This is a genomic window from Kribbella pittospori (assembly GCF_004331465.1).
In the GTDB taxonomy this organism is placed as follows: domain Bacteria; phylum Actinomycetota; class Actinomycetes; order Propionibacteriales; family Kribbellaceae; genus Kribbella; species Kribbella pittospori.
This window is the reverse complement of sequence record NZ_SJKB01000003.1, coordinates 213,357-238,386: the sequence shown is the minus strand read 5'-3', so window position 1 is coordinate 238,386 and position 25,030 is coordinate 213,357. Positions and strand designations below refer to the sequence as shown.

General features: G+C 67.4%; 20 protein-coding genes. 6 read left to right on the top strand and 14 right to left on the bottom strand.

The window, feature by feature from the left end; translation table 11 throughout:
- Nucleotides 1-56 precede the first annotated feature (56 nt).
- Complete coding sequence (locus E0H73_RS11515) at nucleotides 57-1,313, top strand: aspartate aminotransferase type Ic (protein ID WP_131353770.1); 1,257 nt, start codon at nucleotides 57-59, stop codon at nucleotides 1,311-1,313.
- Nucleotides 1,314-1,340: 27 nt separating this feature from the next.
- On the opposite strand, the gene E0H73_RS11510 is transcribed toward E0H73_RS11515, so the two are convergent.
- A complete protein-coding gene (locus E0H73_RS11510) occupies nucleotides 1,341-1,853 on the bottom strand; it encodes a PaaI family thioesterase (protein ID WP_131353768.1) in 513 nt (170 codons plus the stop codon).
- 147 nt (nucleotides 1,854-2,000) lie between these two features.
- Here E0H73_RS11510 and E0H73_RS11505 point away from each other — a divergent pair, with 147 nt between their 5' ends.
- The gene (locus E0H73_RS11505; protein WP_238163948.1) at nucleotides 2,001-2,657 is read left to right on the top strand and encodes an excalibur calcium-binding domain-containing protein; all 657 of its coding nucleotides are present in this window, start codon (nucleotides 2,001-2,003) and stop codon (nucleotides 2,655-2,657) included.
- Nucleotides 2,658-2,667: 10 nt separating this feature from the next.
- Here the strand turns inward: E0H73_RS11505 and E0H73_RS11500 are convergent, their stop codons facing one another.
- Nucleotides 2,668-4,095, bottom strand: coding sequence for a hypothetical protein (locus E0H73_RS11500; protein WP_131353766.1), 1,428 nt, complete (start codon nucleotides 4,093-4,095; stop codon nucleotides 2,668-2,670).
- 85 nt (nucleotides 4,096-4,180) lie between these two features.
- Nucleotides 4,181-5,539: an NAD-dependent succinate-semialdehyde dehydrogenase gene (locus tag E0H73_RS11495; RefSeq protein WP_131353764.1), complete on the bottom strand. Its 1,359-nt coding sequence runs from the start codon at nucleotides 5,537-5,539 to the stop codon at nucleotides 4,181-4,183.
- A 145-nt stretch (nucleotides 5,540-5,684) separates the two neighbouring features.
- Here E0H73_RS11495 and E0H73_RS11490 point away from each other — a divergent pair, with 145 nt between their 5' ends.
- Complete coding sequence (locus E0H73_RS11490) at nucleotides 5,685-7,796, top strand: M6 family metalloprotease domain-containing protein (RefSeq protein ID WP_131353762.1); 2,112 nt, start codon at nucleotides 5,685-5,687, stop codon at nucleotides 7,794-7,796.
- Here the strand turns inward: E0H73_RS11490 and E0H73_RS11485 are convergent.
- The 5 genes from E0H73_RS11485 to E0H73_RS11465 are packed head-to-tail and all read right to left on the bottom strand — an operon-like array spanning nucleotide 7,786 to nucleotide 13,742.
- The gene (locus E0H73_RS11485) at nucleotides 7,786-8,409 is read right to left on the bottom strand and encodes a histone deacetylase (protein WP_131353760.1); all 624 of its coding nucleotides are present in this window, start codon (nucleotides 8,407-8,409) and stop codon (nucleotides 7,786-7,788) included. The genes E0H73_RS11490 and E0H73_RS11485 overlap by 11 nt on opposite strands.
- Before the next feature lie 8 nt (nucleotides 8,410-8,417).
- Nucleotides 8,418-10,010 (bottom strand): peptide ligase PGM1-related protein, encoded by a 1,593-nt coding sequence (locus tag E0H73_RS11480; protein ID WP_202867327.1) that lies wholly within the window; start codon nucleotides 10,008-10,010, stop codon nucleotides 8,418-8,420.
- On the bottom strand, nucleotides 10,007-11,125 hold the full coding sequence (locus tag E0H73_RS11475; protein ID WP_131353758.1) for an adenylate/guanylate cyclase domain-containing protein: 1,119 nt from the start codon (nucleotides 11,123-11,125) through the stop codon (nucleotides 10,007-10,009). Before E0H73_RS11475 ends, E0H73_RS11480 begins: the two co-directional genes overlap by 4 nt.
- A complete protein-coding gene (locus tag E0H73_RS11470; RefSeq protein WP_131353756.1) occupies nucleotides 11,122-11,505 on the bottom strand; it encodes a response regulator in 384 nt (127 codons plus the stop codon). Before E0H73_RS11470 ends, E0H73_RS11475 begins: the two co-directional genes overlap by 4 nt.
- Complete coding sequence (locus tag E0H73_RS11465) at nucleotides 11,502-13,742, bottom strand: GAF domain-containing protein (protein ID WP_131353754.1); 2,241 nt, start codon at nucleotides 13,740-13,742, stop codon at nucleotides 11,502-11,504. The genes E0H73_RS11470 and E0H73_RS11465 overlap by 4 nt, the downstream gene beginning before the upstream one ends.
- Nucleotides 13,743-13,961: 219 nt before the next feature.
- Here E0H73_RS11465 and E0H73_RS11460 point away from each other — a divergent pair, with 219 nt between their 5' ends.
- Nucleotides 13,962-15,995 (top strand): phosphocholine-specific phospholipase C, encoded by a 2,034-nt coding sequence (locus tag E0H73_RS11460; protein WP_131353752.1) that lies wholly within the window; start codon nucleotides 13,962-13,964, stop codon nucleotides 15,993-15,995.
- A gap of 222 nt (nucleotides 15,996-16,217) precedes the next feature.
- On the opposite strand, the gene E0H73_RS11455 is transcribed toward E0H73_RS11460, so the two are convergent.
- Complete coding sequence (locus tag E0H73_RS11455) at nucleotides 16,218-17,189, bottom strand: AraC-like ligand-binding domain-containing protein (RefSeq protein WP_131353750.1); 972 nt, start codon at nucleotides 17,187-17,189, stop codon at nucleotides 16,218-16,220.
- Nucleotides 17,190-17,291: 102 nt separating this feature from the next.
- Here E0H73_RS11455 and E0H73_RS11450 point away from each other — a divergent pair, with 102 nt between their 5' ends.
- Nucleotides 17,292-18,314: a methyltransferase gene (locus E0H73_RS11450; RefSeq protein WP_165555597.1), complete on the top strand. Its 1,023-nt coding sequence runs from the start codon at nucleotides 17,292-17,294 to the stop codon at nucleotides 18,312-18,314.
- 30 nt (nucleotides 18,315-18,344) lie between these two features.
- Here the strand turns inward: E0H73_RS11450 and E0H73_RS11445 are convergent, their stop codons facing one another.
- From E0H73_RS11445 to E0H73_RS11425, 5 genes are read right to left on the bottom strand one after another with little or no spacing between them, the layout of a single operon-like run.
- Nucleotides 18,345-19,232: an ABC transporter ATP-binding protein gene (locus tag E0H73_RS11445; protein ID WP_131353746.1), complete on the bottom strand. Its 888-nt coding sequence runs from the start codon at nucleotides 19,230-19,232 to the stop codon at nucleotides 18,345-18,347.
- Entirely contained in the window at nucleotides 19,229-20,041 is an 813-nt protein-coding gene (locus E0H73_RS11440) for an ABC transporter ATP-binding protein (RefSeq protein ID WP_131353744.1), read from the bottom strand. Before E0H73_RS11440 ends, E0H73_RS11445 begins: the two co-directional genes overlap by 4 nt.
- Nucleotides 20,034-20,909, bottom strand: a complete 876-nt coding sequence (locus tag E0H73_RS11435; RefSeq protein ID WP_131353742.1) for an ABC transporter permease — start codon at nucleotides 20,907-20,909, stop codon at nucleotides 20,034-20,036. Before E0H73_RS11435 ends, E0H73_RS11440 begins: the two co-directional genes overlap by 8 nt.
- Nucleotides 20,910-20,914: 5 nt before the next feature.
- Nucleotides 20,915-22,009 carry an ABC transporter permease gene (locus tag E0H73_RS11430; protein ID WP_131353740.1) on the bottom strand — a complete coding sequence of 365 codons (1,095 nt, stop codon included), beginning with the start codon at nucleotides 22,007-22,009 and terminating at the stop codon, nucleotides 20,915-20,917.
- A complete protein-coding gene (locus tag E0H73_RS11425) occupies nucleotides 22,006-23,844 on the bottom strand; it encodes an ABC transporter substrate-binding protein (RefSeq protein WP_131353738.1) in 1,839 nt (612 codons plus the stop codon). Before E0H73_RS11425 ends, E0H73_RS11430 begins: the two co-directional genes overlap by 4 nt.
- 311 nt (nucleotides 23,845-24,155) lie before the next feature.
- Between E0H73_RS11425 and E0H73_RS11420 the strand changes: the two genes are divergently transcribed.
- Nucleotides 24,156-24,971, top strand: coding sequence for a class I SAM-dependent methyltransferase (locus E0H73_RS11420; RefSeq protein ID WP_131353736.1), 816 nt, complete (start codon nucleotides 24,156-24,158; stop codon nucleotides 24,969-24,971).
- Nucleotides 24,972-25,030: the final 59 nt, after the last annotated feature.

The following is a 25,030-nucleotide window of genomic DNA, read 5'->3' as shown; positions in this document are numbered from 1 at the left end:
TCGCGGTCGGGTGATCATTAGGCTTGGATCCATCACCCGACCGTGAAAGGACTCCCGTGAGCGTCGACGAGCTGACCGCCCAGCGTGACCGTGCCCGCCAGGACTACGAGGCGCTGGTGGCCCAAGGGCTGAAGCTGGACCTGACGCGCGGGAAGCCGTCACCCCGGCAGCTCGATCTCGCCAACGGCCTGCTCGAGCTCAAAGGTGATCCGGTCGGAGCCGACGGGACCGACCTGCGGAACTACGGCGGCCTGAACGGACTGCCCGAGCTGCGGGCGATCTTCGCCGCGGATCTGCAGGTGCCGGTCGAGCAGTTGCTGGCCGCCGGCAACTCCAGCCTCGAGCTGATGCACGACGCCGTGGTGTTCGCGCTGCTCGGTCTGGTGCCGGGTGCCGAGCGGCGCTGGGCCGACCAGCCGGAGATCGCGTTCCTGTGCCCGGTGCCGGGGTATGACCGGCACTTCGGCATCTGCGAGCGGTTCGGGATCCGGATGATCCCGGTGCCGATGACGCCGGACGGCCCGGACATGGACGTGGTCGAGCGCCTGGTCGCCGAGGACGCCCGGATCAAGGGCATCTGGTGCGTGCCGAAGTACAGCAACCCGGACGGCTCGGTCTACTCCGACGAGACCGTACGGCGGCTGGCCGCGATGGAGACCGCAGCACCGGACTTCCGGATCTTCTGGGACAACGCGTACGCCGTACACCACCTGACCGACGCACCGGCCGAGATCGCCGACGTGCTCGCGCTCTGCGCGGAGAGCGGTCACCCGGACCGGGCGTTCGTGTTCGGGTCCAGCTCGAAGATCACCTTCGCCGGCAGCGGCGTCGCGTTCTTCGGCTCCTCCCCCGCGAACGTCGAATGGTGGCTGAGCCACACGGTCAAGCGGAGCATCGGGCCGGACAAGATCAACCAGTTGCGGCACGTGCAGTTCCTCCGCGACGCCGACGGGCTGCACGAGCACATGCGGAACCTGGCCGGCCTGATCCGGCCGAAGTTCGATGCGGTCGACAAGATCCTGACCGCCGAGCTCGGCGGCACCGGGCTGGCGACGTGGACGAGCCCGGCCGGTGGCTACTTCATCAACCTCGAGGTGCCGGAAGGCTGCGCCCGCGAGGTCGTCGCGAAGGCCAAGGCGGCCGGCATCGCGATCACCCCGGCCGGCGCGACCCACCCGTACGGCGACGACCCGGCCGACCGCACCATCCGGATCGCCCCGACGTACCCGGAACTCCCGGAGGTGGAGGCCGCGATCTCCGGACTCGCCACCTGCGTCCGCCTCGTCGGCACCGAGAAGCTCCTGGCCGGCTGACGCCCGCTCTCGAGTTGCCGACTGCCGTCAGGAGGTCGGCAGCTCGAAGATCAGGCAGGTCGAGGTGGCATGAGCCAGCAGCGCGCCGGCCTCGTCGAACAGCCGCGACTCCGCGACCGCAGTACGGCGGCCGCGGCTGATGATGCCGCCTTCACAACGGAGCAGTCCCGACTTGATCGTCACCGGCTTGATGAATCGCGTCATCAGGTCCAGCGAGGTGTAGCCGAACCCGGCCGGCAGCGTCGAGTGGACGGTGCAGCCGGCGGCCGTGTCGAGCAGAGTCGCGATGATCCCGCCATGCACGGTGCCGAGCGGGTTGTAGTGGAATTCCTGCGCCGGCATCAGCACGGTGACCCGGCCCTCCTCCACCTCCATCCCGGTGGCGCCGACCAGTTGCAGGATCGGCGGCGGCGGGATCTCGCCGGTGCCCATCGCGTGCAGCATCTCCAGCCCGGACGTGGTCCCGATCCGCGCCGCGGCCACTGCCGGGTCGGACCACGAGAAGGTCCGGCTGCGGGTCTGCTCCTGAGTCTCCGTCATGGACCGAGCTTCACACGCCCAGCTGGGTCCGTCAACGAGACCTAGCGCTCACTCTGTTCAAGCGCATGAAAACAAGGGGTTCGGACCCCGGTACTTGCCTCTGGCGGCGTCCTCGCTAGGCTGCTGGGCGTACTGGGGGAGGTATGCGTGAGGCAGTTCAACACACCGCCTGAATGGCCCGATCCGCCGACGGCGCGGTGGCGGCCACCGAGACGCTGGAGGCCGAACGAGTCGTGGCCACCGGCCCCGAGGGGATGGTCCTTCTGGGTCGACGAGCGCGGCCGGCCGGTCCGTGGCCCGTTTGGACGGTACGGCGGTCCGAGCAAACTCAAGCTGGCGGCGATCACCGTGGTCCCGCTCGCTCTGATCGGCGCGCTGCTGTTCTACAAGCCGTTCAGCAGTGGCGACACGGTCCCCTCGGCGACGGGTCCGGAACCAACGACGATCCGGTCCACCTCGGTCGCACCCGCCACCGAGCCGCCGACGACACTGCGTCGTACCGAGAAGCCGACCCGGCAGATCGAGCGCACGCCGACGTCGACACCGGCACCGTCGGCCACGCCGGAAGAAACGCCGGTCGGGCCGACCGGCGAGCCGACGGATCCGCCAACGGCCCCAGAGCCGTCAGCGACGCCCACCGTCTCGTCGACGCCGTCGACCTCGGTCGTGAGCGCGGTCCACTACGAGAACTGCGACGAGGTCCGCGCCGCCGGCAAGGCACCGCTCCGTCGCGGCGACCCCGGCTACTCGCGCGACCTGGACCGCAACGGCGACGGCGTCGCCTGCGACCACGGCAACTCCTGACGCGACCGGATCACGGCCGGACGACCACCGGCTGGAAGGCGGCCTGCACGTTGGCGCTGGTCGGGCTCACGTACTCTGTGGACGGCACGTAGAAGTCGGAGTCGAAGTACGACGTGAAGTGGAGCGTCCGCGGACACGACGAGCCGTTGATCTGGAGCGTGGTGCGCGCCACCAGCCGGCCGGTGCGCAACTCGTAGGCCTTGAGCGGGATCGCGATCTTGTGGAAGGTCACGTCGGTCGGGAAGGCACTGGGGTTCTTCACCGGTGTGTAGGGGCAGGTGCGAACCGCCGTTCCGTAGTCGGGATCGTCCGCGCAGACGATGAGCGAGGCGACGGTCGGGTCAGTCGTCTTCCAGCTGCTCGGCAGCTTCGCCGTGTAGTCGTCCGCCTCGCCGAGGAACAGCGTTCGGTTGACGCCGCGGTGGTACGGCGGTGCGGCGCTGTACCTCGCCGGTGTCGAGCAGTAGCCCTCCCCCGCGCCGACGAGATTGCGGACGTTCGCCAACTGCAGGCTCAGATCGGCGGTGCGTACCCCGGCGGTCGCCCGGGCCACCAGCCGATCGCTCGGGTAGCGGTCGAGAGTCTGCTGGTAGAGGGTGCGAGCTGCTTTCCAGTCCAACGACTTGGCGTGCTGGTCCGCGCAGGCCACCAGCGCGACGGGCTCGATCCGCGGGACGACATCGCTGGAGCGGTCCAGCGCGGTGTGGTTCGGCGTACGGGTCCGGAGCCAGCCGGCGATCGTCACGTTCGCGCACGGCGCGTTCTTCGGCAGCGCTCCGAGGAACGTGTCCAGCGCGACCCCGACCGTCTTGTCCTGACCCCGCTCGCTCTGCACCGAGTCGAGGATGCGGAAGCCGACGGCGAGCGCCTCGGTGTCACCCGTCAGTGCGGCGTCGAGCTGGGCCCGGGCCGTGTCGATCCGATCGCAGGCGTTGACGTCGGCCTCGCCGCTCGCGGTCTTCGGCCCGTCCACCACGCGGTGGCCGAACCAGTACCTCTGCTCGGCTGTCGTCACCCCAGCACAGTCGCCGGCCTCGCGTGCCTCGGTCATGCTGCCGTTGATCCGCGACGCGTCGAACCGCAGGAGTCCGACGACCAGCAGGATCGGCACCGTCGCCCCGAGCGCGATCAGTCGCTTCCTGCGGACCGCCGCCTGCCACGGTTGCGCTCTGGCCAGGAACCACCCATGCACGATGACGAGCACCCACAGCCCGGCGATGGCGAGCTCGCACCAGAGCTCTCGCAGCACCACTATGAGTACGACGAGCGTCGCGGTGACCAGCCAGTTCGCGACCGCAGTCTTCCACCGCCGCATCATCAGATAGCCGATACCGAGCCAGGAAGCGTTGCCCAAGGCAACAGCTAGAGGGTCGTGCGACACAGGGCGCGGCCCTGGGTACGGGCCGGTGCCCGGCGCGGGCGGCGGCAGGAAGCTCATGCTGAGTCACTTTCCGTCATAGATCGTCACTCAGAGCATGAGGGGTTCTTCCGGCCACCGCCGCGCGGTGTCCGGTTCCTGCCAGCTACAAGCGGATGGACTTCTTGTTCATGAACTCCTCGATGCCGGCCGGACCGAGTTCGCGGCCCATGCCGGACCGCTTGATGCCGCCGAACGGCAGGTCGGCCTGGGAGCCACCGGCGCGATTGAGATAGACCATGCCGGCCTCGATCTGTTCGGCGACGCGTCGGGAGCGCTCGTCGTCGGTACCCCAGACCGACGCGCCGAGACCGAACGGCGTGTCGTTCGCGAGCGCGATCGCCTCGGTCTCGGTCTCGGCCTTGAACACGATCACCACCGGCCCGAAGATCTCCTCGTAGTACGCATCCATCTGCGGCGTGACGTCGGTGAGCACGGTCGCTTCGAGGAACGCACCCGGGGTGATCCGCTGACCGCCGGTGCGCAGGGTCGCGCCTTGCTCGACCGCCTTCGCCACCTGGCCCGCCACCTCGTCCGCGGCCGAGTTCGAGGCCAACGGCGGCAGCTTCGTCTCCGGGTCGGCCGGGTCGCCGGGAACGTAGTACTCCGCGACGCGTTTGGTCAGGCGGTCGACGTACTCGTCGTAGATGTCGGCGAGCACGATCATCCGCTTCGGCGCGTTGCAGGACTGGCCGCAGTTCCGCATCCGGGCCGTCGCGGTCGCGTTGACCGTTTCGTCCAGGTCGGCAGTGTCGAGCACGATCAGCGGGTCGGAGCCGCCGAGCTCGAGCACGGTCTTCTTCAGGTTCTTCCCGGCTTCGGCGGCGACCGAGACACCGGCCTGCTCGCTGCCGGTCAGCGAGACGCCCACGATCCGCGGGTCGGCCAGGATCGCCGGGATCTGCCGGCTGGACGCGTACGTGTTCACGTACACGTCGTCCGGTACGCCGGCCGCCCGCAGGATCTCCTCGATCGCGCGGCCCGAACGCGGACAGATCGATGCGTGCTTGAGCAGGATGGTGTTGCCGAGCACCAGGTTCGGCGCGACGAACCGGGCCACCTGGTAGCACGGGAAGTTCCACGGCATGATCCCGAGCAGCGCGCCGATCGGGCCTTTGGTGATGACCGCCCGTCCGCCCTTGATGTCCAGCGGTTCGTCGGCCAGCAACGCCGGTCCGTTCTCGGCGTAGTAGCGGAAGATGTCGACCACGATGCCGACCTCGCCGCGGCCCTCGTTGATCCGCTTGCCCATCTCCTGCGTCATGATCGCGGCCAGCTCGTCGGTCCGCTGTTCGAACAGGTCCGCGGCGCGTGCCACGATCGCGGCCCGCTCCTCGACGGTCCGGCGTCGCCACCCCGGATAGCCGGAGTGCACCCGCCCGATCGACTCCCGCACCTCCTCGTCCGTCGAGTTCGCGACTTCCTCGATCAGCACACCCGTGGCCGGGTCGGTGACTGAATACATGGGTCCTCCATCCAAAGACGACGCAAGCGCCCAGGCTAACCACTCCACTCCATACTGTATACAGTGATCTCACCTGTTGTCGTCAGGGGTGTCGAACAGGCATGCTCATGGCTGTCCCGCCCACTCGTTGATCGGATGCCCGCCCGTGTCTGAGCTACGGAAATACCGTCTTGTCGTTGTGCGGCTGGTCGCCGTACTGGCTGCTGTCTCGGTGCCGAGTCTCGCGCTCGCCGCGCCGGACGCCACCGCTCCCCCGGATCCCGCGAACGCCTGGCAGTACCCGCACTGGCCACAGAAGCAACCGTGGCAGGAGTCGGGCACCGCCGGGCCGGAACAGCGGATCGCCACCACGGCGAACGGCCTGCCCGGGCCGATCGATCCGCAGAACTGGGAGAACCCCGACCACATGACCTGGAACGACTACCGCAAGCCGCCCGGGACGAACTGGGCCGACCCGGCGGTGCCGGGATCGGTGCGGACGTTCAAGGGTGCGCTGGTGCTGGTCGACTACCCGAACCAGGACTTCGTCATCACCAAGCCGAAGGGCTCCACGCCGTTCGGCAACCCGAGCGCCGAGGCGAACGGCGTACCGCGAGACCAGGTCGCGCAGTTCTACAAGAACTTCCTCAACACCCCGAGCGCGCTGAACCGCGGCCACACCCTGCACGAGTACTGGATGGAAGACTCCGGCGGCCGGTACGGCGTCAACCTGACCGCGTTCGGCCCGTACCGGATGCCCGGCAAGTCGCACGAGTACGCGATGGAGTTCCAGGGCGACTCCGCCTGCCCGGCCGGTGACGACTGCACCAAGGACATCCGTGCCGACGGCCGCGCCGCGTGGGTCGCCGACCAGGGGCCCGAGGTACCCGCCGGGTTCGACTTCGTGTTCTTCCTCAGCGCCGGACAGGATGAATCGTCCACCTGGCAGGAGTTCGGGATGATGAAGTTCCCGAACAAGGAGGACGTCACCGACGACTTCGGCCCGCCGGACCCGGCCCTGCCGAACTGGTCGGACACGCGGTACGTCGACTGGACCTCGTGGGCCGCCGGCGCGTCGATCTGGCCGAACGCCGGCGGCGGTTCGTCGACCCAGGCCGAGAGCTCCGGGATGGCGGTCTTCGCGCACGAGTTCAGCCACATCCTGGGGATCGGTGACAACTACAACAACCCGTACGGCGTACCACCGAGACGCGCGTACACCGGGGTCTGGGAGATGCTCAGTCGCGGCAGCTTCAACGGTCCCGGCGGTCCACACAGTCGCTGGATGATCCCGGCCACCGGTGGCGCGTCGATGGGCGCGCAACACATGCTGCGGAACAAGCTGAAGCTGCAGATGGTCGACGAACAGAACGTACTTCGGCTGTCCCGCGAAGCTCTTGCCTCGTCCGGCGTCGTGATCGCTGATGTCACCGCGCGGTCCGTCGAGCCGGGAGCGAAGGGGCTGTCCGGCGTCAACATCGAGCTCGGTGGAACCGGCGACCTGGCACCGCCCTGCGACGTGAACACCGACGCATTGTGTGACGGCCGTGGCTACCAGAACTACACGGTCGAGGTGGTCGACCGGATGGGCACCGACTCGTTCACGCCCGACTCCGGTGTCCTGCTCGCGAAGACCAAGAACCAGGACCGGGCGCCGTTCGAGTGGGTCGTCGACGCGAACCCGCAGGACATCAACATGACCGACTACGTGCTGCCCGACGGCACCAAGGTTCCGATCACCATCGGCGACTACCGTCAGCTGTCCGACGCCCTGTTCCACGCGGGCACGAACTCCGGCAGCGAGTACGAGTACACCGACACCGCCAACCGGCTGCACTTCTACATCACCAACATCCACCGCGACGGCAAGGGCGTGCTGTCCTACACGGTCGCGATCCGCTCCCTCGACGGCGCCGGCCCGCAGAAGCGCGGCGTCCGGGTCCTGCCCACGGTCGCCAAGCCAGGCCAGGGCGGCGTCCAGACCTGCAACTTCAACCTCACCAACACCGGCAAGGCCGGCACCGGAGCACAGCACCCCGAGGACGTCACGCCGTACCTCAAGGGCGATGTGTACCGCGTGTCCGCGAAGGTCGACGGCAAGAACTGGGACGTCCAGCTCCCCAACGCCCTGGCCACCGCCGACGCCGGCCAGCACGTGAACGTCCCGGTCTATGCCAAGGCCGGCACCGCTCCCCTCGCCAAGATCACTCTCACCGCAACCTCCGAGAGCGACCCCACCAAGAAGTCCACCGCCACCTGCGTCGCGATCAAGCGGTAAGCAGCTCGGTGAGTGCGTCGGGCGTCCAGGACAACTGGACGCCCGGCGCGACCGACAGGTAGTCCACGATCTGCGGTGTGGTCCAGTCGTGAGATTCGGTCAGGCCGGTGGCTATCCAGCGGAGGTACGGCGCTGTGGGCGCGGCTGGGTCGAGGTCGGACGCGTTTCCGTGGGTGACGGTGAACATCGGGAGGCCGTCGCGTTCGCCCAAGCGGGCTACGGTTTCGTAGCGGCCCGGGCCCATGGTGTGGAGGGACTCGACGTTGGCCAGGAGGCCGGCGAGATCGCGGGCGAAGGGTCCGCCCGGCTCGCGACGCATCTCCTGCGCGGCGACGTCGCCGAGCTGGTCCGGCGTCAGCAGGTACCCACGCCCGGCGACGCGGCCGGGCCCGGCCGGATCGTAGAAGGCGGACCCGCCGCCCCAGACCTTGGACGCCCCGGCGAAGAGCAGACGCCCGGGTACGTCGACATCCGCGATCTGCTCGGGGTCGCTGCGATCCCGAGCGCCCGGATACAGGCGCATCCCGCCGGCCGGGCGGCCGCCGGCCAGGTAGCAGCGGAAGCGATCGAGGGCGAGGTTGGAACCGTAGGCGACGTACCAGACTCGCTCCATCGAACCTCTCAGACCGGGAGGGAACGCTCCACGAAGGCCTGCTCGGCCTCCGCCAGCACGATGCGGGAAGCATCACGGTACCGGCGATCCGCCTCGGCCGGAGTGTCGCCCACAGCGGTCATCCCCAGGCGGCCCTTCTCGGTCAGGCAGCTGATCATGTGGAACACGATGCCGACCTGCTTCGACTGATCGAAGTGCAGACCGTGCCGCGCCACGATGTCGAACAGGTCGGCGGGCATCAGGCCCTTCAGCAGTTCCGACTCGAGATGGTCGGTCGCGACCAGGTGCTTCTCCTGGCCGCTCGACGTCAGGAACAGCGCGGTCCGCGGGTCGTAGCGCCCGTCGGTGAGGAACTGCAGCGTGAGGAACGGATGCGTCGTCCCGCCCTTGCGCAGATTCAGTTCGATCGCGTACGGCGTCCAGCCGCCCGCCTCGTCCTTGACCACGACGAAGTCGATCGCGAACCGCCCGAGCGCGCCCTCACTCGCGAGCCGCCGCCCGATCGTCGCGGCGTGCTCGGTGATCATCCGCGCGTACTCCGGCGCCGCCGGGAACACGCACCCCAGGTAGCTCTGACCACTCGCACCACCGAGCAGTTGGTCGTGCGTCGACAGCAGTTCGACGGCACCGCCGGGCACGACTCGCAACTGGACGCTCGGACTCTGCAACTCCGTGCCGACGATCCGTTCCTCGACGATCCCGCCGTTGTCCGCGAACTTGGCGACGTACGTCTCGAACGACATCTTCTGGGACTCCAGCTCCATCGCCCGCAGTCGCTCCATTACCTCGTCGCGCTCCCCCGACGACCCCGGCGCGGGCAACCCCTTCAGCCGCACGACCGAGTTGCCCTCGCCGGACACGCCTTCGTTGAGCTTCACGATCGCGCTGTCCATCGTGGGCCGTTCGGCCCGCATCGCGAGTAGTGCGTCGGCGATGTCGTCGAGCGTGCGCAGGTTCTCCGCCCCGAGCGGATGCGGTACGCCGATCTCGGCGAACAGCCGGCGGCACCCGGACTTCGAGCCCAGTGGGGCCAGCCGCGGATCGGCGGCGTACATCGGGATGCCGAGGCTGATCGCGACGTCACGCTCGAGCTCGGTGGTGTTGTAGGGAATCAGGTGCGAACGCAGCGGGTTCGGGATCAGGTCGGCGATGCGTTGGAGCAGCCGCGGCCGGGCCAGCAGCTTTTCGCTGAGCGAGATCGGGGTTGCGTCGTTCACCGCGATCAGCGACAGGCGGGCCCGCGCATGACTCGGGATGACGCCGGGCAGCAGCGCCAGGTAGTACTCGATGATCTCGGGCGCGATCGGCACCGAGGTCACGTAGATCATCCGCAGCCGCGGCTCCCGCAACAGGATCAGCAAGAACAGGAACCGTTCCTCGTAGGCCTGCATCATCGTCCCGGTCCCGGCCGCCTCGGTCCGATCCAGGGTCAGCGACGGTACGACGACCACCGACTCGTCGTCGTGGTTGAGCCGCATCGCCGCCCACACTCCGGCCATCCGCGACTGCAGTTGGTCGAAGTACTGATAGCGCTCGTCCTCGGTCAGTGTGGACAGGCCCCGGGCCGCCTCGCCCGGAGCGGTCCACAGGTCGCCGGTCACGACGCGACCCTGGAGTTGTCGAGACCGCGAATGCTGTACGCATGCACGGTTCGGCTGAACCCGCGGACCTCCCGCAGCCCGGCGTCCTCGCCGATGACTGCGTTGCCGGCCGCGCTGTAAACCCGTTCAGTAGCGAGGATCTGCCACGCCTCGGCGTCGGCGCACAGCCGCGCGGCCAGGTTGGTCACGCTGCCGATCGCGGCGTAGTCCAATCGCCCGTCGAACCCGATAGTGCCGAGCGTCGCGTAGCCCTGCGCGATCCCGATGCCGAGCCCGAGGTCGTGCCCGCGACGACTCCACGCCTCGGCCAGCCCGCGGACCCTGGTACGCATCGCGACGCTCATCCGCAAAGCCCGCAGCGGTCCGTCCTCGCAACGCACCGGATCGTTGAAGAACACCATCAAGCCGTCGCCCGCGAAGCGTTCCAGCGTTCCCTCGAACCGGAAGATCAGGTCACCGAGCGCGTGGTGGTACTCCTCCAGCACGCCCATCACCTCCTCCGGCTCGCTCGCCTCCGCGAACGTGGTGAAGCCGCGCAGGTCGCAGAAGACGACGACGATCTCGCGCCGATGACTGGCCAGGAACGACTCGTCGCCGGAGTCCACGATCAGCTCGGCCAACTGCGGGCTGAGGAAGCGCCGCAACCGGCTCATCCGCTGCAGTTGCGACACCTGGCTCTCGACCCGCGACTCCAGTTCCTGGTTCCACGCCGACAACTCGGATGCCTGCCGCTTGATCGTGTCCTGGTAGTCCTTGATCCTCGCCAGCGACGCGACCCTGGCCAGCAGTTCACTCTGGTTGACCGGCTTGGTCAGGAAGTCGTCGGCACCGGCCTCGAGCGCCTTCACCTTCTGCTCGTCGCCGCTGGCCGTCACCATCACCACCGGCAGGTACGCCGTGTCCACCTGGTCGCGGATCCTGCGGCACACCTCGTAGCCGTCGATCCCGGGCATCAGAATGTCGAGCAGCACGAGGTCGACGTCCTCGGCCGCGATCACCTCCAGCGCCTGTTCCCCTGAAGATGCGGTCAGTACGTCGTACCCGCGCGGGGTGAGGATCGCCTCCAGCAGCCGTACGTTCGGTGGTTGGTCGTCGACGACGAGCACCTTGGTCATCGTGCACCTCCGAGCTGGAGGAAGTCCCGGACTTGCTGTGGCAGAAGGCGGACGCTGATCGGCTTCTCGACGTACCCGGTGAAGCCCGAGGCGAACGCGTGCTCCCGATCGTGGTCCATCGCGAACGCTGTCACGGCGACGACCGGTACGGCGCGACTGCGCTCACTGGCCCGGATCCGGCGCAAGGCCTCGGCACCGTCGATCCCGGGCAGCTGCAGATCCATCAGAATCAGGTCCGGTTGCTCGGACTCGGCCAGCCGGACACCGTCCTCACCCGAGGTCGCCTCGATCACGTCGTAGCCGGAGAACCGCAGCACGTCGCGCAGCAGCTTGAGGTTCTTCGGGTTGTCCTCCACCACCAGGATCAGTCCTGGACTCATCGATCCTCCCCCTCGTCTCCCGCGACGGCTCCCACTGCCCGCAAGGCCTGGAGCAGCGCGTCCCGGCTCACCGGCTTGACCAGATAAGCGGCGGCACCGAGCTTCGTACCGCGAGTCCGTTCGTCGACAATCGACACGATGATCACCGGGATGTCGCGGGTCTCCGCTTCGGCCTTCAGCGCCTGCAGTACGGCCCAGCCGTCGATCCCCGGCAACCGGATGTCCAGCAGGACAGCGGCGGGCCGGACCCGGCGTACGGCGTCCAGTCCGGACTGACCGTCGCCGGCCACCGTCACCCGGAGTGCAGCACCGGACAGGTACGCCGTGATCAGGTCGAGCGACGGACGGTCGTCCTCGATCACGACCACGTCGCCGACGGTCCGGGCCGCATCCCGCCCCGACTCGGTTTCCCTGCTCCGCAAGGAGAATCCGAACGTGCTGCCGACCCCGACCTCGCTGTTCAGCCACATCCGTCCGCCGAGCAGCTCGACGATCCGGCGCGACAGTGTCAGCCCAAGGCCGGTGCCCTCCTCCTGCGACGGTCCGCGGCCGCCTTGCTGGAACGACTCGAAGATCCGCTCCCGGTCCTCCGGCGGTACGCCGCGGCCGGTGTCGGTGACGGAGATGTGGACCTCGGCCCCGGACCGCGTCGCCCGGATCACGACCGCTCCGTCGTCGCCGGTGAACTTCACCGCGTTGGTCGCCAGGTTCAGCACGACCTGCTTCAGCCGGAGCTCGTCGGCGTACACCTGGTCGATGCCCGGACCGACTTCGACGTGCAGGTCGATGCCGTGCGCGGCCGCCCGTTCGCGCAGCATGGACGCGGTGTTGTCGAGCACGCGGCGCAGCGGGAACGTGGAGTACTCCAGCTCCATCCGGCCGGCCTCGACCTTGGACAGGTCGAGGATCTCGTTCAGTAGTTCGAGCAGGTGCTTGCCGGAGCCGTGGATGTCGCGCAGGTACTCCTCCTGGCGTTCGTTCAGGTCGCCGAACATGCGCTCCAGCAGGACTTCGGAGAACCCGAGGACGGCGTTCAGCGGCGTACGGAGCTCGTGCGACATGCTGGCGAGGAACTCCGACTTGTGCCGGCTCGCGACCTCGAGCTCCGCGCTGCGCTGCTTCAGCTCGCGGTAGAGCTGCGCGTTCAGCAGGGCCAGTGTCGACTGGTCCGCGAACATCTCCAGCAACGTCAGCGTCTCCTCGGCGAACTCCCCCGGTCGCATCCGGCGGACGACCAGTGAGCCGACGATCTGTCCCTCGCGCAGCATCGGTACGGCGACCAGCGACCGCCAGCCGGCGTCGTACAGAACGGCGAGGTGCGGGTCGAGCTCGACCGCGCTCAGATCAGGGACCGCCAACGGCCGGCCGAGCTTGGCCGCGCGACCGACCAGCGTCTCATCGAGATGGATGCGGGTATGGCGCAGCCGTTCGATCACACTCGGAGCGGTCTGGTAGACGCTGCGAACCAGGAAGCACTGCGCGTCCTCGTCGTACTCCATGATCGACCCGCCGTCGGTCGCCGAGATCCGCACCGCATGCTTGGCGATTGTCGACAACACATTCGCCACATCAAGACTGGAGTTGACCACCTCGCCGACTTCACGCAGCGCCTCCAGCTCACCGAGCTTGCGCGCCAATTCCGCGCCACGAGCCTCGAGTTGCTGCACCAGCTTCACGCTGTTGACCGCCATCGCCGCCTGCCCGGCGAACGCCGTGACCAGCCCCTGCTCCCGCTCGTCAAACGGATTGACCTCGTTGCGCCATACACACAACGCTCCGACAACCTGATCGTCGACGAGCATCGGCGCGCCCATCGTGGTCCGGAAGCCCGCCACTCGCTGCAGGTCCGGCCGGTTGTAGTCCGGATCCGCCAGCACGTCAGGGATCTGCTGCGTGGTGCGATCCAGCCCGGCCCGGCCGATGAGCGTCCCGCGGTCCATCGGGATCGGATGCTCCCGGATGTGCCGGATCGACTCCTCCGACATTCCGATCGCCTTGGACAGCCGGTAGTAGCCGTCCTCGAACAGGTACAGCTGTGCGGCCTCGCACCGGCACAGCCGGCGTGCGCTCTCGACGAGCGTGGTGAGCACATGATCCGGGTCTCCGGCGGAGCGGCCGACGGCGGAGAGGACCTCGTTGGCGGCGGCGAACTGATCGGTCAGGGCCGCGAGCTGCCCCCGGAGCCGTTCCTGCTCCGCCCGTGTTCCGGCGCCCCCAGCGAGCGCCCGCCCGCCCATCGCAGCCTCCCCCACCCGAGCCCCCAGGCCGCACTCCTCTCAGTCTCTCGCCGTTGTTGTCGAGGGGCAATCACTGTGCTCGTCTTGAACGCGCAGGACGGTTTGGAACCGACGGGAACGGAGCAGCAAAGTTCATCTTCCGTCGGTTAATCGTTCAAGCTAATGCCGTGCTGGTGCTGAAACCTCCATCCGTCCCCTCCGCCCACAAGGAGAGCAGGCATGCCAGACATCAACCGCCGCAGGTTCCTGCAACTCGCCGGTGCGTCCGCCGCGTTCGCCGCGATGGCCAACAGCATCGAGCAGGCCGCCGCGATCCCCGCGCACCGCAGGTTCGGTGACATCAGCGACGTCGAGCACATCGTCGTCCTGATGCAGGAGAACCGCTCGTTCGACCACTACTTCGGCACTCTGAAGGGCGTCCGCGGCTTCGGTGATCCGCGCCCGGTGACGCTGCCCAGCGGCAAGCCCGTGTGGCACCAGACCGACGGCGCCGGGAAGGAGATCCTCCCGTTCCGGCCGGAGGCCGACAACCTCGGCCTGCAGTTCATCCAGGACCTCGCGCACAGCTGGTCCGACGCGCACCAGGCGGTGAACAACGGCAAGTACGACCAGTGGATCCCGGCCAAGACCGCGACCACGATGGCGTACCTGACCCGCGAGGACATCCCGTTCCACTACGCGCTCGCGGACAAGTTCACCCTGTGCGACGCGTACCACTGCTCGTTCATGGGGTCGACCGACCCGAATCGCTACTACATGTGGACCGGGTACACCGGCAACGACGGCGCCGGCGGCGGCCCCGTCCTCGGGAACGACGAGGCCGGCTACGGCTGGACGACGTACCCGGAGCGGCTCGAGCAGGCCGGGGTCTCGTGGAAGATCTACCAGGACATCGGCGACGGGCTGGACGCGGCCGGCGGCTGGGGCTGGATCGACGACGCCTACCGCGGCAACTACGGCGACAACTCGCTGCTGTACTTCAACAACTACCGCAACGCGCAGCCCGGGAATCCCTTGTACGACAAGGCGCGCGCGGGCACGAACGCTAAGGCCGGCGAGAGCCTGTTCGCCCGGCTGACCGCCGATGTGAAGGCGCACCGGCTGCCGAAGATCTCCTGGATCGCGGCGCCGGAGGCGTTCACCGAGCACCCGAACTGGCCGGCCAACTACGGCGCCTGGTACATCTCCCAGGTCCTCGATGCGCTCACCTCGAACCCGGAGGTGTGGAGCAAGACCGCGCTGTTCATCACCTACGACGAGAATGACGGCTTCTTCGACCACGCGGTCCCGCCGTACCCGCCGCTGTCCGCGGCGCAGGGATTGTCGACAATCGGCCCGGCGCCCGACCTGTACACCGGCACGAAGGTCTCGCACGGCGCGTACGGTCTCGGCCAGCGCGTGCCGATGCTGGTCGTGTCACCGTGGAGCACCGGCGGCTTCACCTGCTCGGAGGTGTTCGACCACACCTCGATCATCCGGTTCATGGAGCGCCGGTTCGGCGTCCACGAGCCGAACATCTCGCCCTGGCGGCGGGCGATCTGCGGTGACCTGACGTCGGCCTTCGACTTCGGTACGACGAGCACTCGGCCGGCCCAGTTGCCGGACACGTCGTCGTACCTGCCGCCGGACAACGAGCGGCACCCGGACTACGTGCCGACGCCACCGTCGGTCAGCCGTGTGCCCGGTCAGGAGCGCGGCGCCCGCCGTACCCGGCCGTTGCCCTACGCACCGGTCGTCGACGGATCGGTTGCCGGCGGCAAGTACACGCTGAGCTTCCGGTCCGGCGCGCACGCCGGGGCGCAGTTCCTGATCACGTCGGCGAACCGGACCGACGGACCGTGGACCTACACGACCGAGGCCGGCAAGAGCATCGCGGACAGCTGGAACACGATCTACTCCAACGGCGTCTACGACCTGACTGTGCACGGACCGAATGGCTTCCTGCGCACCTTCCAGGGCAAGCCCGCCACCGGTCTGGAGATCACCGCCCGCGAGAACGCCCGCACCGGCAACGTCGACCTCACGCTGACCAGCGACACCGCCCGCCGCGTCACCATCACCAACGCGTACGGCGGCAAGCCCAAGCGCCTCGATCTCCGCCCGGGCAAGACCACGCACACCATCACCACGACCGAGCACTGGTACGACGTCACCGTCACCATCACGACGGACGCGACGTACACCCGCCGCCTCGCCGGCCACGTAGAAACCGGCATTCCAGGCCGCAGCGACCCCGCGATCAAGACCGTCTGACCTCAAGTCAGCACGGCCTACCGCCGCCGGGCTCGTCGACGTCGAGACGATGGAGTACTCGCAGACGACGACCGGCGGCACCGATGGTTGCCTCCTGCACCGAAACCTCAATCAGCAGGCCGAACCGCTCCTGCTGGCCGCCGGCGCCACCCCGGGCCGAACTGACCCGCTACCGAACCCTGCTGACCAATCCGGAGTTCAAGGCCTGGTTCTACCAGTTCCTCATGACCAGCGGTCGTCGGTCAGACGTCTGAGCTCTACTGGTGGGAGGCTGAACGTGGAGCTGAAGAGGCGGCTGAAGTGGGAGGGGTTTGGGAAGCCCCAGCGGGCTCCGATCGCGCTGACCGGCAACGACCGCAGCGCCGGGTCGAGAAGGTCGTGCCGGCAGCGGTCGAGGCGCAGCCGGCGGATGTGCTCGACGACGGTGGCCGGCTCGGTCTCGAAGAGTTTGTGCAGGTAGCGGACCGAGATGTAGTGAGCGTCGGCGATCATCCGTGGTGACAGCGCCGGATCGGCGAGGTGTTCCTCGATGTAGGCCTGGATCTGGACCACGAGCGTCCGGCGTCGCGAGTCGGACGGAATCAGGCGACGGTTACCGAGCCGACGGGCCAGCGTGACCGTCAACAGGTCCAGCATGGTCGTCCCAAGCCGTGCGGCATCGGCCTGAGCGAGGTCGTCGACCTGTCCGGGGAGCTGGCGGGCGAATGAGGAGACGAGCGCACCGAACCCGTCGCTCCCGCGCATCCGGACGCCTGCCAGCTCGGCGAGGTCGTCCGATGACAACGGCAGTAATGCGCGGGGAAAGGTGACGGCGACGATTCCGGCGGACGGGCCGTTCGCCCAACTGCACGGGCGCAGCAGGTCGACCAGCGCGAAGTCTCCCGGTGCGCACCGGGCTTCGCGACCGCTGTGCGCGATCACGCCACGTCCGCGCGCCTGGACGTCGATCTTGCACAGCTCGGGGTCCGAGCTGCTGATGTGCGACCGCTTCCGAGCGGCCTGGCTCGACTCCCCTGTGGAGAGTTCAATCACGCGCACCGGCCCGAGATCCCCGATCCGTAGCTGGTCGCGGGCATCGAGCGCTGTGGCCGGCGGCGCCAGGTCGAGGCGCCCGAGCGAATCCCCGACCACGTGGTGCCAGTAGTCGGCCCGCGCGTTCAGGGGCTGATCATCAGCGCTGAACACGATGCTCATACCGTCCACCGTACGGCGATACCCGCCATTCGTTCACCCGTGCGCAAGAGCTGTGCACTCGTAGTCATGCGCTGCAGTGTGAGGCCTGCGAACGTCGAGGGCATGACCAACGACATCGACCCGCGGACGGACCACGACCTGCTCCGCGGCGCCACCGCAACGAAGGTCCTGACTGCAGCGGCCGAACTCGGCATAGCCGACCTGCTCGCGGACGGACCACAGTCGACCGGGGACCTCGCCAAGCGCATCGGCGTGCACGCGCCGTCCTTGCATCGGGTCCTGCGGATGCTCTCCGGGCTGGGCTTCGTGACGCAGCGTCAACCCGACGAGTTCACCCTCACGGATCTTGGTACGACGCTCCGCACCGGAACTCCCACCTCGATCCACGCGTTGATGACAATGCTCTGGGGTCCCGAAGCGTGGTCGGCCTGGGGTGAACTCCTCTGGACCGTTCGTACCGGTGAGACCGGTTGGAGCCGTGCGCACGGGATGACCTGGATCGACTTCTACAACCGGCGGCCGGAAGCGTCCGCCAACTTCAACAAGGCGATGTCGCAGCACACCCGAGCCGCCGCGCCCGCCCTCATCGAGGCAGCCCAGCTCGATCGCTTCCGGACCTGCGTCGACATCGGTGGCGGCGACGGCACACTCCTCGCGGAGATGCTCCAGGCACAGCCCACGCTCGAGGGGATAGATTTCGATCTGGAGTCCGGGCTCGGCGCGGCGGCCGCCACCCTGACGGCGGCGGGCGTCAAGGATCGTTGCCGCATCGAGGCCGGCGACTTCTTCGACGCCGTACCCGGCGGAGGCGATGTCTACCTGCTGAAACAGATCCTCCACGACTGGGACGACGAGGCGGTCGTGGCCATCCTCCGCAGTTGCCGCGCGGCCATGTCGCCGGACGCTCGGCTGCTCATCCTCGAGCGGCTGCTTCCCGAGGTGACCGGTCCGGATGACCTGCCCACGTTGCTGGTCGACCTGCACATGCTTGTGATCACCGGCGGACGCGAGCGCACCGCGGAAGAGTTCCGCGGGCTCCTCGAGCAAGCCGACTTCACCACAGTCGCCGTCAGCGAGTCGCTGCCTCCCTTCGGCTATCACGTCATCGAGGCGGCCCCGGCGTAGAGGCGGCCATGGCCTAAAGGCGGCCCGGGCCTAGAGGATGGGCGCTTCCGGCTTGGGGGCGTCGGCCGGCGTGCTGTCGTCCAGCTCCTCAACGGCGTCGACGTTGATGCGGGTGGTCCAGCGGTTGTCGGGGTCGGGTTGGGGGATGGAGTCGAGCAGGAGCTGGGTGTAGGGGTGGGACGGCTCGTGCATCACGGTGGAGACCGGGCCGCTTTCGACGATCGAGCCCTTGGTGATCACCATGACCTCGCCACCGAGGTAGTAGACGGTGGACAGGTCGTGGGTGATGAACAGCGTCGTCATCCCGTGCTCGCGCTGGAAGTCGAGCAGGATGTCCAGGAAGTGCTTGCGCACCTGGGCATCCAGCATCGACACCGGCTCGTCGGCGATGATGAACGACGGCCTGAGCATGTGCACCCGGGCCAGCATGATCCGTTGCCGCTGGCCACCGGACAGCTGGTGCGGATACCGGCCGAGGACGTTCTCCGGCTCCAGCCGCACCGCCCGCAAGGACTCCTCGATCAGCTCCAGCCCTTTGGACCGGCTGCTGGTGAGCCCGAACTTCTTCACGGCCTTCCACAGCACGCGATCGACCCGGTAGAACGGGTTGAAGATCGCGTACGGATCCTGGAACACCGGCTGGACGTCGCGCCGGTACTCGTCGTACTCGGCTCTGCTCAGCTTGAAGATGTCCTTGCCGCCGTACAGCACCGAACCCTCGGTCGGCTTCTGCAGGCCGAGCACGTTGCGAGCGATCGTGCTCTTCCCGCTGCCGCTCTGCCCGACCAGGCTGACAACCTGCGGTGGCTCCGCCGCGAGCGTGAAGCTCACATCGTCGACAGCGGTGATGTAGCCGCCCTCCACGCCACGCGCGTGGAATCGTTGCTGTACGCCACGAAGTTCGAGCTCAGACTTCACGAGGCCCTCCGTCCTAGCCGTGGGATCGACTCGATCAGCTGCCGGGTGTAGGGATCCCGTGGGTCCTTGAACACCTGGCGTACGTCGCCGACCTCGACCAGCCGGCCCTCGTACATCACCGCGACCCGGTCGGCCAGTTGCGCGTGCACTCCCATGTCATGGGAGATCACCATCAGCGTCACGCCGAAGTCGCGCCGCAGGTCGCCGAGCGACTGCAGGATGACCCGCTGGATCGTCACGTCCAGCGCGGTGGTCGGCTCGTCCGCGATCATCAGGTCCGGCTCCAGCGCGACCGCGATCGCCATCAGCACGCGCTGCTTCATGCCGCCGGACAACTCGTGCGGGTACATCCCCGCGACCCGTGCCTCCAGCCCGACCTCTCCGAGCAGCCGCGGGATCATCGTGTCGACCTCGCTCCTGCGGCCGGGCGCGTGCTCGAGGATCACGTCCTTGAACTGGTCCCGGACCCGCATCACCGGGTTGAGCGAACTCATCGATCCCTGCGGGAGATAGGACAGCGCGCTCCAGCGCAGTACCCGAAGCTCCTCGCCGTCCACCTTCAGCAGGTCGACCGGTGAACGGCCGCCCGGATAGAACGTCACCGAACCGCCGGTCACCTTCCCGGGCGGCTTGAGCAGCCGGAGCAGCGCGACCGCGAGGGTGCTCTTGCCACTGCCCGACTCCCCCGCGATCCCGAGGATCTCACCGCGCCGTACGTCCAGATCGAGCCCTCGCACGGCCTTCACGTCGCCGCGGTTGGTGGAGTACGTGACGTCGAGGCCCTTCACTTCGAGCACGGAGTCACTCACCGGCCACTCCTCTCAGCCGCGGGTTGTAGACCTCTTCGAGCCCGATGTTCACCATGTTCAGCGCCGCGAACAGCAAGGTCAGCAACACGATCGGTACGACGAACATCGGCCAGGCGCCCAGCGTCAGCGCACCGGTGCCGATCGCGTTGAAGATGATCTGCCCGAGATCGATCACCCCACCGGGCCCGAGCCCGATGATCTCCAGACCGACCAGACCGAAGATCGCACCGAGGGCGGACGACGCGAACCCGACCCCGATGAACGGCAGCAGGTTGGGCAGCAGCTCGGTGACGATGATCTCCAGGTCTCTGGACTTGCTCACTCTGGCGAGGTCGACGTACGGGCGCGATCGCAGGCTGAGGACCTGCGACCGGATCGTCTTGGCCGCGAACGGCCAGGAGAAGATCGAGATCATCACGCCGACCTGGAACAGGCTCACGTTCTTGGCGTACGCCGACAACGCGATCAGCAACGGGAACGTCGGGATCACCAGCAGAATCCCGGTGAAGGTCGACAGCACCCCGTCGATCCACCCGCCCTTGTACCCGGCCACGAACGCCACGACCACGCCGACGACAGTCGAGATCACGCCCGCGATCGCGCCGATCTGCAGCGACACCGAGAGCGCCTTCACCACCATCGCGAACACGTCCCGGCCGAACTGGTCGGTGCCGAGCAGGTGCTGTGGCGACGGCACCAGCCACTTCTCGTACGCCGCCAGCTCGATCGGATCCTGGCCACCACCGACGGCCTTCGCGATCAACGGGCTGCACAGCGCCACCAGCACCAGCAGCAGGAGGACCACCAGTCCGATGGCCAGTCGCCGGCTGTTCCGGATCGTCCGCAGTACCGCTGTCAGGAGTCTCATCGTGATCACTTCCAGTACTTGACCCGCGGATCGAGCAGCGGGAGCAGGAGGTCGAGGATCAGGACGGCAGTCAGCACGGAGAAGATCGCGATGTTGGTCACCCCAAGGATCGTGTTGAAGTCGAGCTGCTGGATCGCGGTGACCAGCGTCGTCCCGAGACCCGGGTAGTTGAACAACTGCTCGACCAGCACGTTGCCGTTGAAGATGAAGCCGAGCGAGATACCGAACGCGGTGATCTGCGGCAGGTAGCAGTTGCGCAGCGCGTACCGGGTCAGGATCCGCGAGCCCTTCAGGCCTTTGGCCTCGGCGTACACCAGGTAGTCCTCGCCGAGAATCGGGATCATCAGCATCCGGGTGGACAGGATCCAGCTGAACGTCCCGATCAGCACGATGGACAACGCCGGCAACAGCCCGTACTTGAGCACGCTGCCGATGAACTCCGGTGTGATCCCCGGACTGATGTTGGAGTCGTACGCCGATCTGGCCGGCAGCATGCCGAGCGAGTACGCGAAGATGTACACCAGGATCAGCGCGACGAAGAAGTACGGCACGTGCGACAGCGCGATCGACAGGTTGGTCGCGATCCGCGATCCGAGCTTGCCGCGGCGCCAGCCCGCGATCGCGCCGATCGCCACGCCGAAGATCCAGGCCAATACGGCGGAGATGCCGAGCAGACCGATCGTCCAGGGCAACGATCTGAGGATGACTGTCTGCGCCGAGGTCGGGTAGTTGATCAGCGAGGGCCCCATGTCGCCGTGCAGGATCAGCTTCTGCATGTACTTGAGGTACTGGGAGAACAGATTGCCGTCGAGACCGAACTCGTGCCGGTAGCGGGTGATGATCTCGACACTCGCCTGCTGGTTGTAGATGTAGTTCTGCTGCAGGGTCTGGATCAGCGTCTGGATCGGGTCACCCGGCATCAGCCGGAAGAAGAAGAACGCGATGGTCAGCGCTCCCCACAGCTCGACCAGGTAGAGCCCGAACCGGCGGATCGCGTACGCCGCCAGCGGATGCCGCGACAGCCAGGCCCGCACCCCCGAGGACGGTGCGGCGTCCTGGCTCTTGTCGACAGTTACCACCGGCGGGGCCTCCGCCGTCACGCCGGTCCCTTCTGCCCGGTGCTCTCGATCCGGCCGAGCACGAAGATGAAGTGCTGCCACCAGTTCAACGGCACCTCGTACAGGTCCTCGTCGGTCGGCCAGCCCTTCCAGAACGTGGTGTTGAAGTACTGCGGGTAGCCGGTCTGGATCACCGGCAGCAACGGCAACTCCTGGAAGTAGATCTCCAGAGCCTTGGCCAGCAGCGGCTTGGCCTCTTCCGACTCCGGGTCGAGCGCGGCGAGCTGCTCGGAGATCTTGTCGAACTCGGGGTTGCGGAACCGCATCTTGTTCTTCTGGGCGGCGTTCTTGCCGACCGGCTGGGCCTTGCTGCTCTCCCAGTCGGTGTAGATCTGCTCGGGATCGATCTCGATGCCTTCCCAGTTCGAGTCGATGTCGTACTCGCCCCGCTGGAACTTCTCGTCGTGCACGCTGCCGGCCAGGCTGCGCAGGGTGGCCGGCACACCGACCTTCGCGAGGTCCGCCTTCAGCACGTTCGCCATCGCGTACTCGGGGCCGTCGACCGGTGAGACCGTGATGATCTCGAGGTTGATCTCCTTGCCCTTGTACGAGCGCTTGCCGGCCGCGTTCTTCGGCGCGATCTCGTCCAGCAGCTGGGCCGCCTTGTCCGGGTTGTACTCGAACTTGTACTTGTTCGCCAGCTCGTCGTTCTTCCACTTGTCGTTGGTCGGATAGTCCGCCCACGGGTACTGCGCCGGCGGCACCGGGACCGGCCAGATCGACTTGCCGATCTTCTCCCGGTCCAGGCAGTAGTTGATCGCCCAGCGCATCTTCGACTCGGCCATCACGCCGCGCGACGGGTCGCAGTTCAGCCACATCACCCGGGGGTTCGGGTCGTGGAACTGCGTCGTGACGAGACTCGGATAGCCGGTGTTGCGCAGCTGCTTGGCGTGCGGCTCGTCGACCGAACCGACGTCGAACTCGGCCCGCTCGAACGCCAGCGAGGCCTGATCGAGCTGCTTGGAGGTGCTCTGGAAGACGACGTACTGCGGCTTGACGTCGAGCTTGTCCTTGTTCCAGTAGTTCGGGTCCTTCTCCCAGACGAACATCTTCTGGTTCCGGATCGCCTGCTTCAGCTTGTACGGCCCGCTGTGCACCGGCGGGTTGTCCTTGAACTTCGTCGGATCCTGCGACTTCCAGATGTGCTCGGGCATGATCCCGACCGGTGGTCCGGCGATCGCGGAGATGAAGTTGTAGTGGAACCGGGGCGTCGGCTTGAGGAACTTGACCACCGCGGTCTGCGGGTCCGGCACCTCGATGTCCTTGACGAACTCCTTCAGCTCGCCACCGCCGCCGAACAGGTCGGGGCGGTCCTTCAGCAGCATCACGGTGAACTTGAAGTCGTTCGCGCCCAGCGGCTGGCCGTCGTTCCAGTGCGCCTTGGGGTCGAACTTGAACGTCAGCTCGGTGTGGTCGTCGTTGTACTTGTACTCGGTGACCAGCCACGGCGTGAGCTTGCCGGTGGCGAAGCTGAGGTAGAACAGCGGCTCGGTGGTGAGCTCGACACCCGCACCGCCCGGCGTGCCGTTCGGGATCATCCCGTTGAAGCTGTCGAAGACGGTGTATTCGACCTGACCGACGATCACCGTCTGCTCCCGCGGGACGGGGATGTTGGCCTTGCCGATCTGGACCGACTTGGTCGCGGCCGGCTTGTTGTCGGCGGGCTTGTCGGAGTACGAGCCGCCGCCACCGGAGCAGGCGGCCAAGAAGGCGGCCATCGCCGCCGCGGCTCCTCCGCCGACCACGCTGCGCCGGCTCAGCTGATAGCGGACGACCTCTTCGACATTTTCGAACTGGGGGCGCGGTGTTTCGTTCATGACGAAAGTCACCTCCGTTTTCAATTGCGCGGACAGGGCGATCACCGACCGAGAGGTGTCACGGACTATAAGTAGCGTTGACAACGTTGGCAAGAGTTCATTGCCACGTTGGAACCTGGTCATCGAATGCGCAGATCAGTGGATATACCAACCTCTGACAACGATGTTTTGCTCTCCGTGACCGGGCGCACGGTGGGACTGGTCGTCGTCGTCACACGCCGCGTCACACGGTGACCGAGTTCGATGTCCGGTATCGGCCACCAGAGCGGCCGGAAACGATTCCAAAGTGGTAGTGACTTCCAGGGGGAGACATGACGAGTACGGCCGTGGATTTCGAGGCGATCAAGGACAAGCAGCGGGCCGGTTGGCAGACCGGCGACTACCCCCGCGTGGGCAACACGTTGCAGATCATCGCCGAGCTCCTGGTCGAGGCCGCCGACGTGCGCGCCGGGCAGCAGGTGCTCGACGTCGCGTGCGGTCAGGGCAATGTGGCGATGGCGGCCGCGCGCCGTTTCGCCGAAGCGACCGGCGTGGACTACGCCGTGAATCTGCTCGAGCAGGGGCGTGAGCGGGCCGCGGCGGAGCACTTGCCGGTGACGTTCACCGAGGGGGACGCGGAGAACCTTCCGGTGCCGGACAAGTCGTTCGATCTGGTCGCGAGCACGGTGGGCGTGATGTTCGCGCCGAACCATCAGCAGGCCGCGGACGAACTGGTCCGGGTCACGAAGCCGGGCGGGAAGATCGCGCTGGCGTCCTGGACGCCGGCCGGGATGATCGGCCAGCTGTTCAAGGTCGTTTCGAAGTGGGCGCCGCCGCCCGCCGGTGTCCAGCCCGCCACCCTGTGGGGAGCCGAGGACCATTTGTTCGAATTGTTCGGCGACCGGGTCGAATGGACGGCGCTGACCAAGCGCGAGTACGTGTTCCGCTACCACTCGCCGGAGCACTTCGCCGAGTGGTTCATGGACTTCTACGGTCCGATCACGCGGATCGCGGGCAGCCTGGACGGCGAGGACTATCGCCACTTCGCCAGCGACCTCGCCGACGTACCGCGAGCGTTCGACTACGCGGACGACGGAACGGTTGCCGCCCGCGCCGAATATCTCGAGGCGGTCGGAACGCGCCGCTAGTTGGCTCTCCACGGATCCCGGGAGGCGGGCGACACTGGAGACCTCACGGAGGGGGTGAG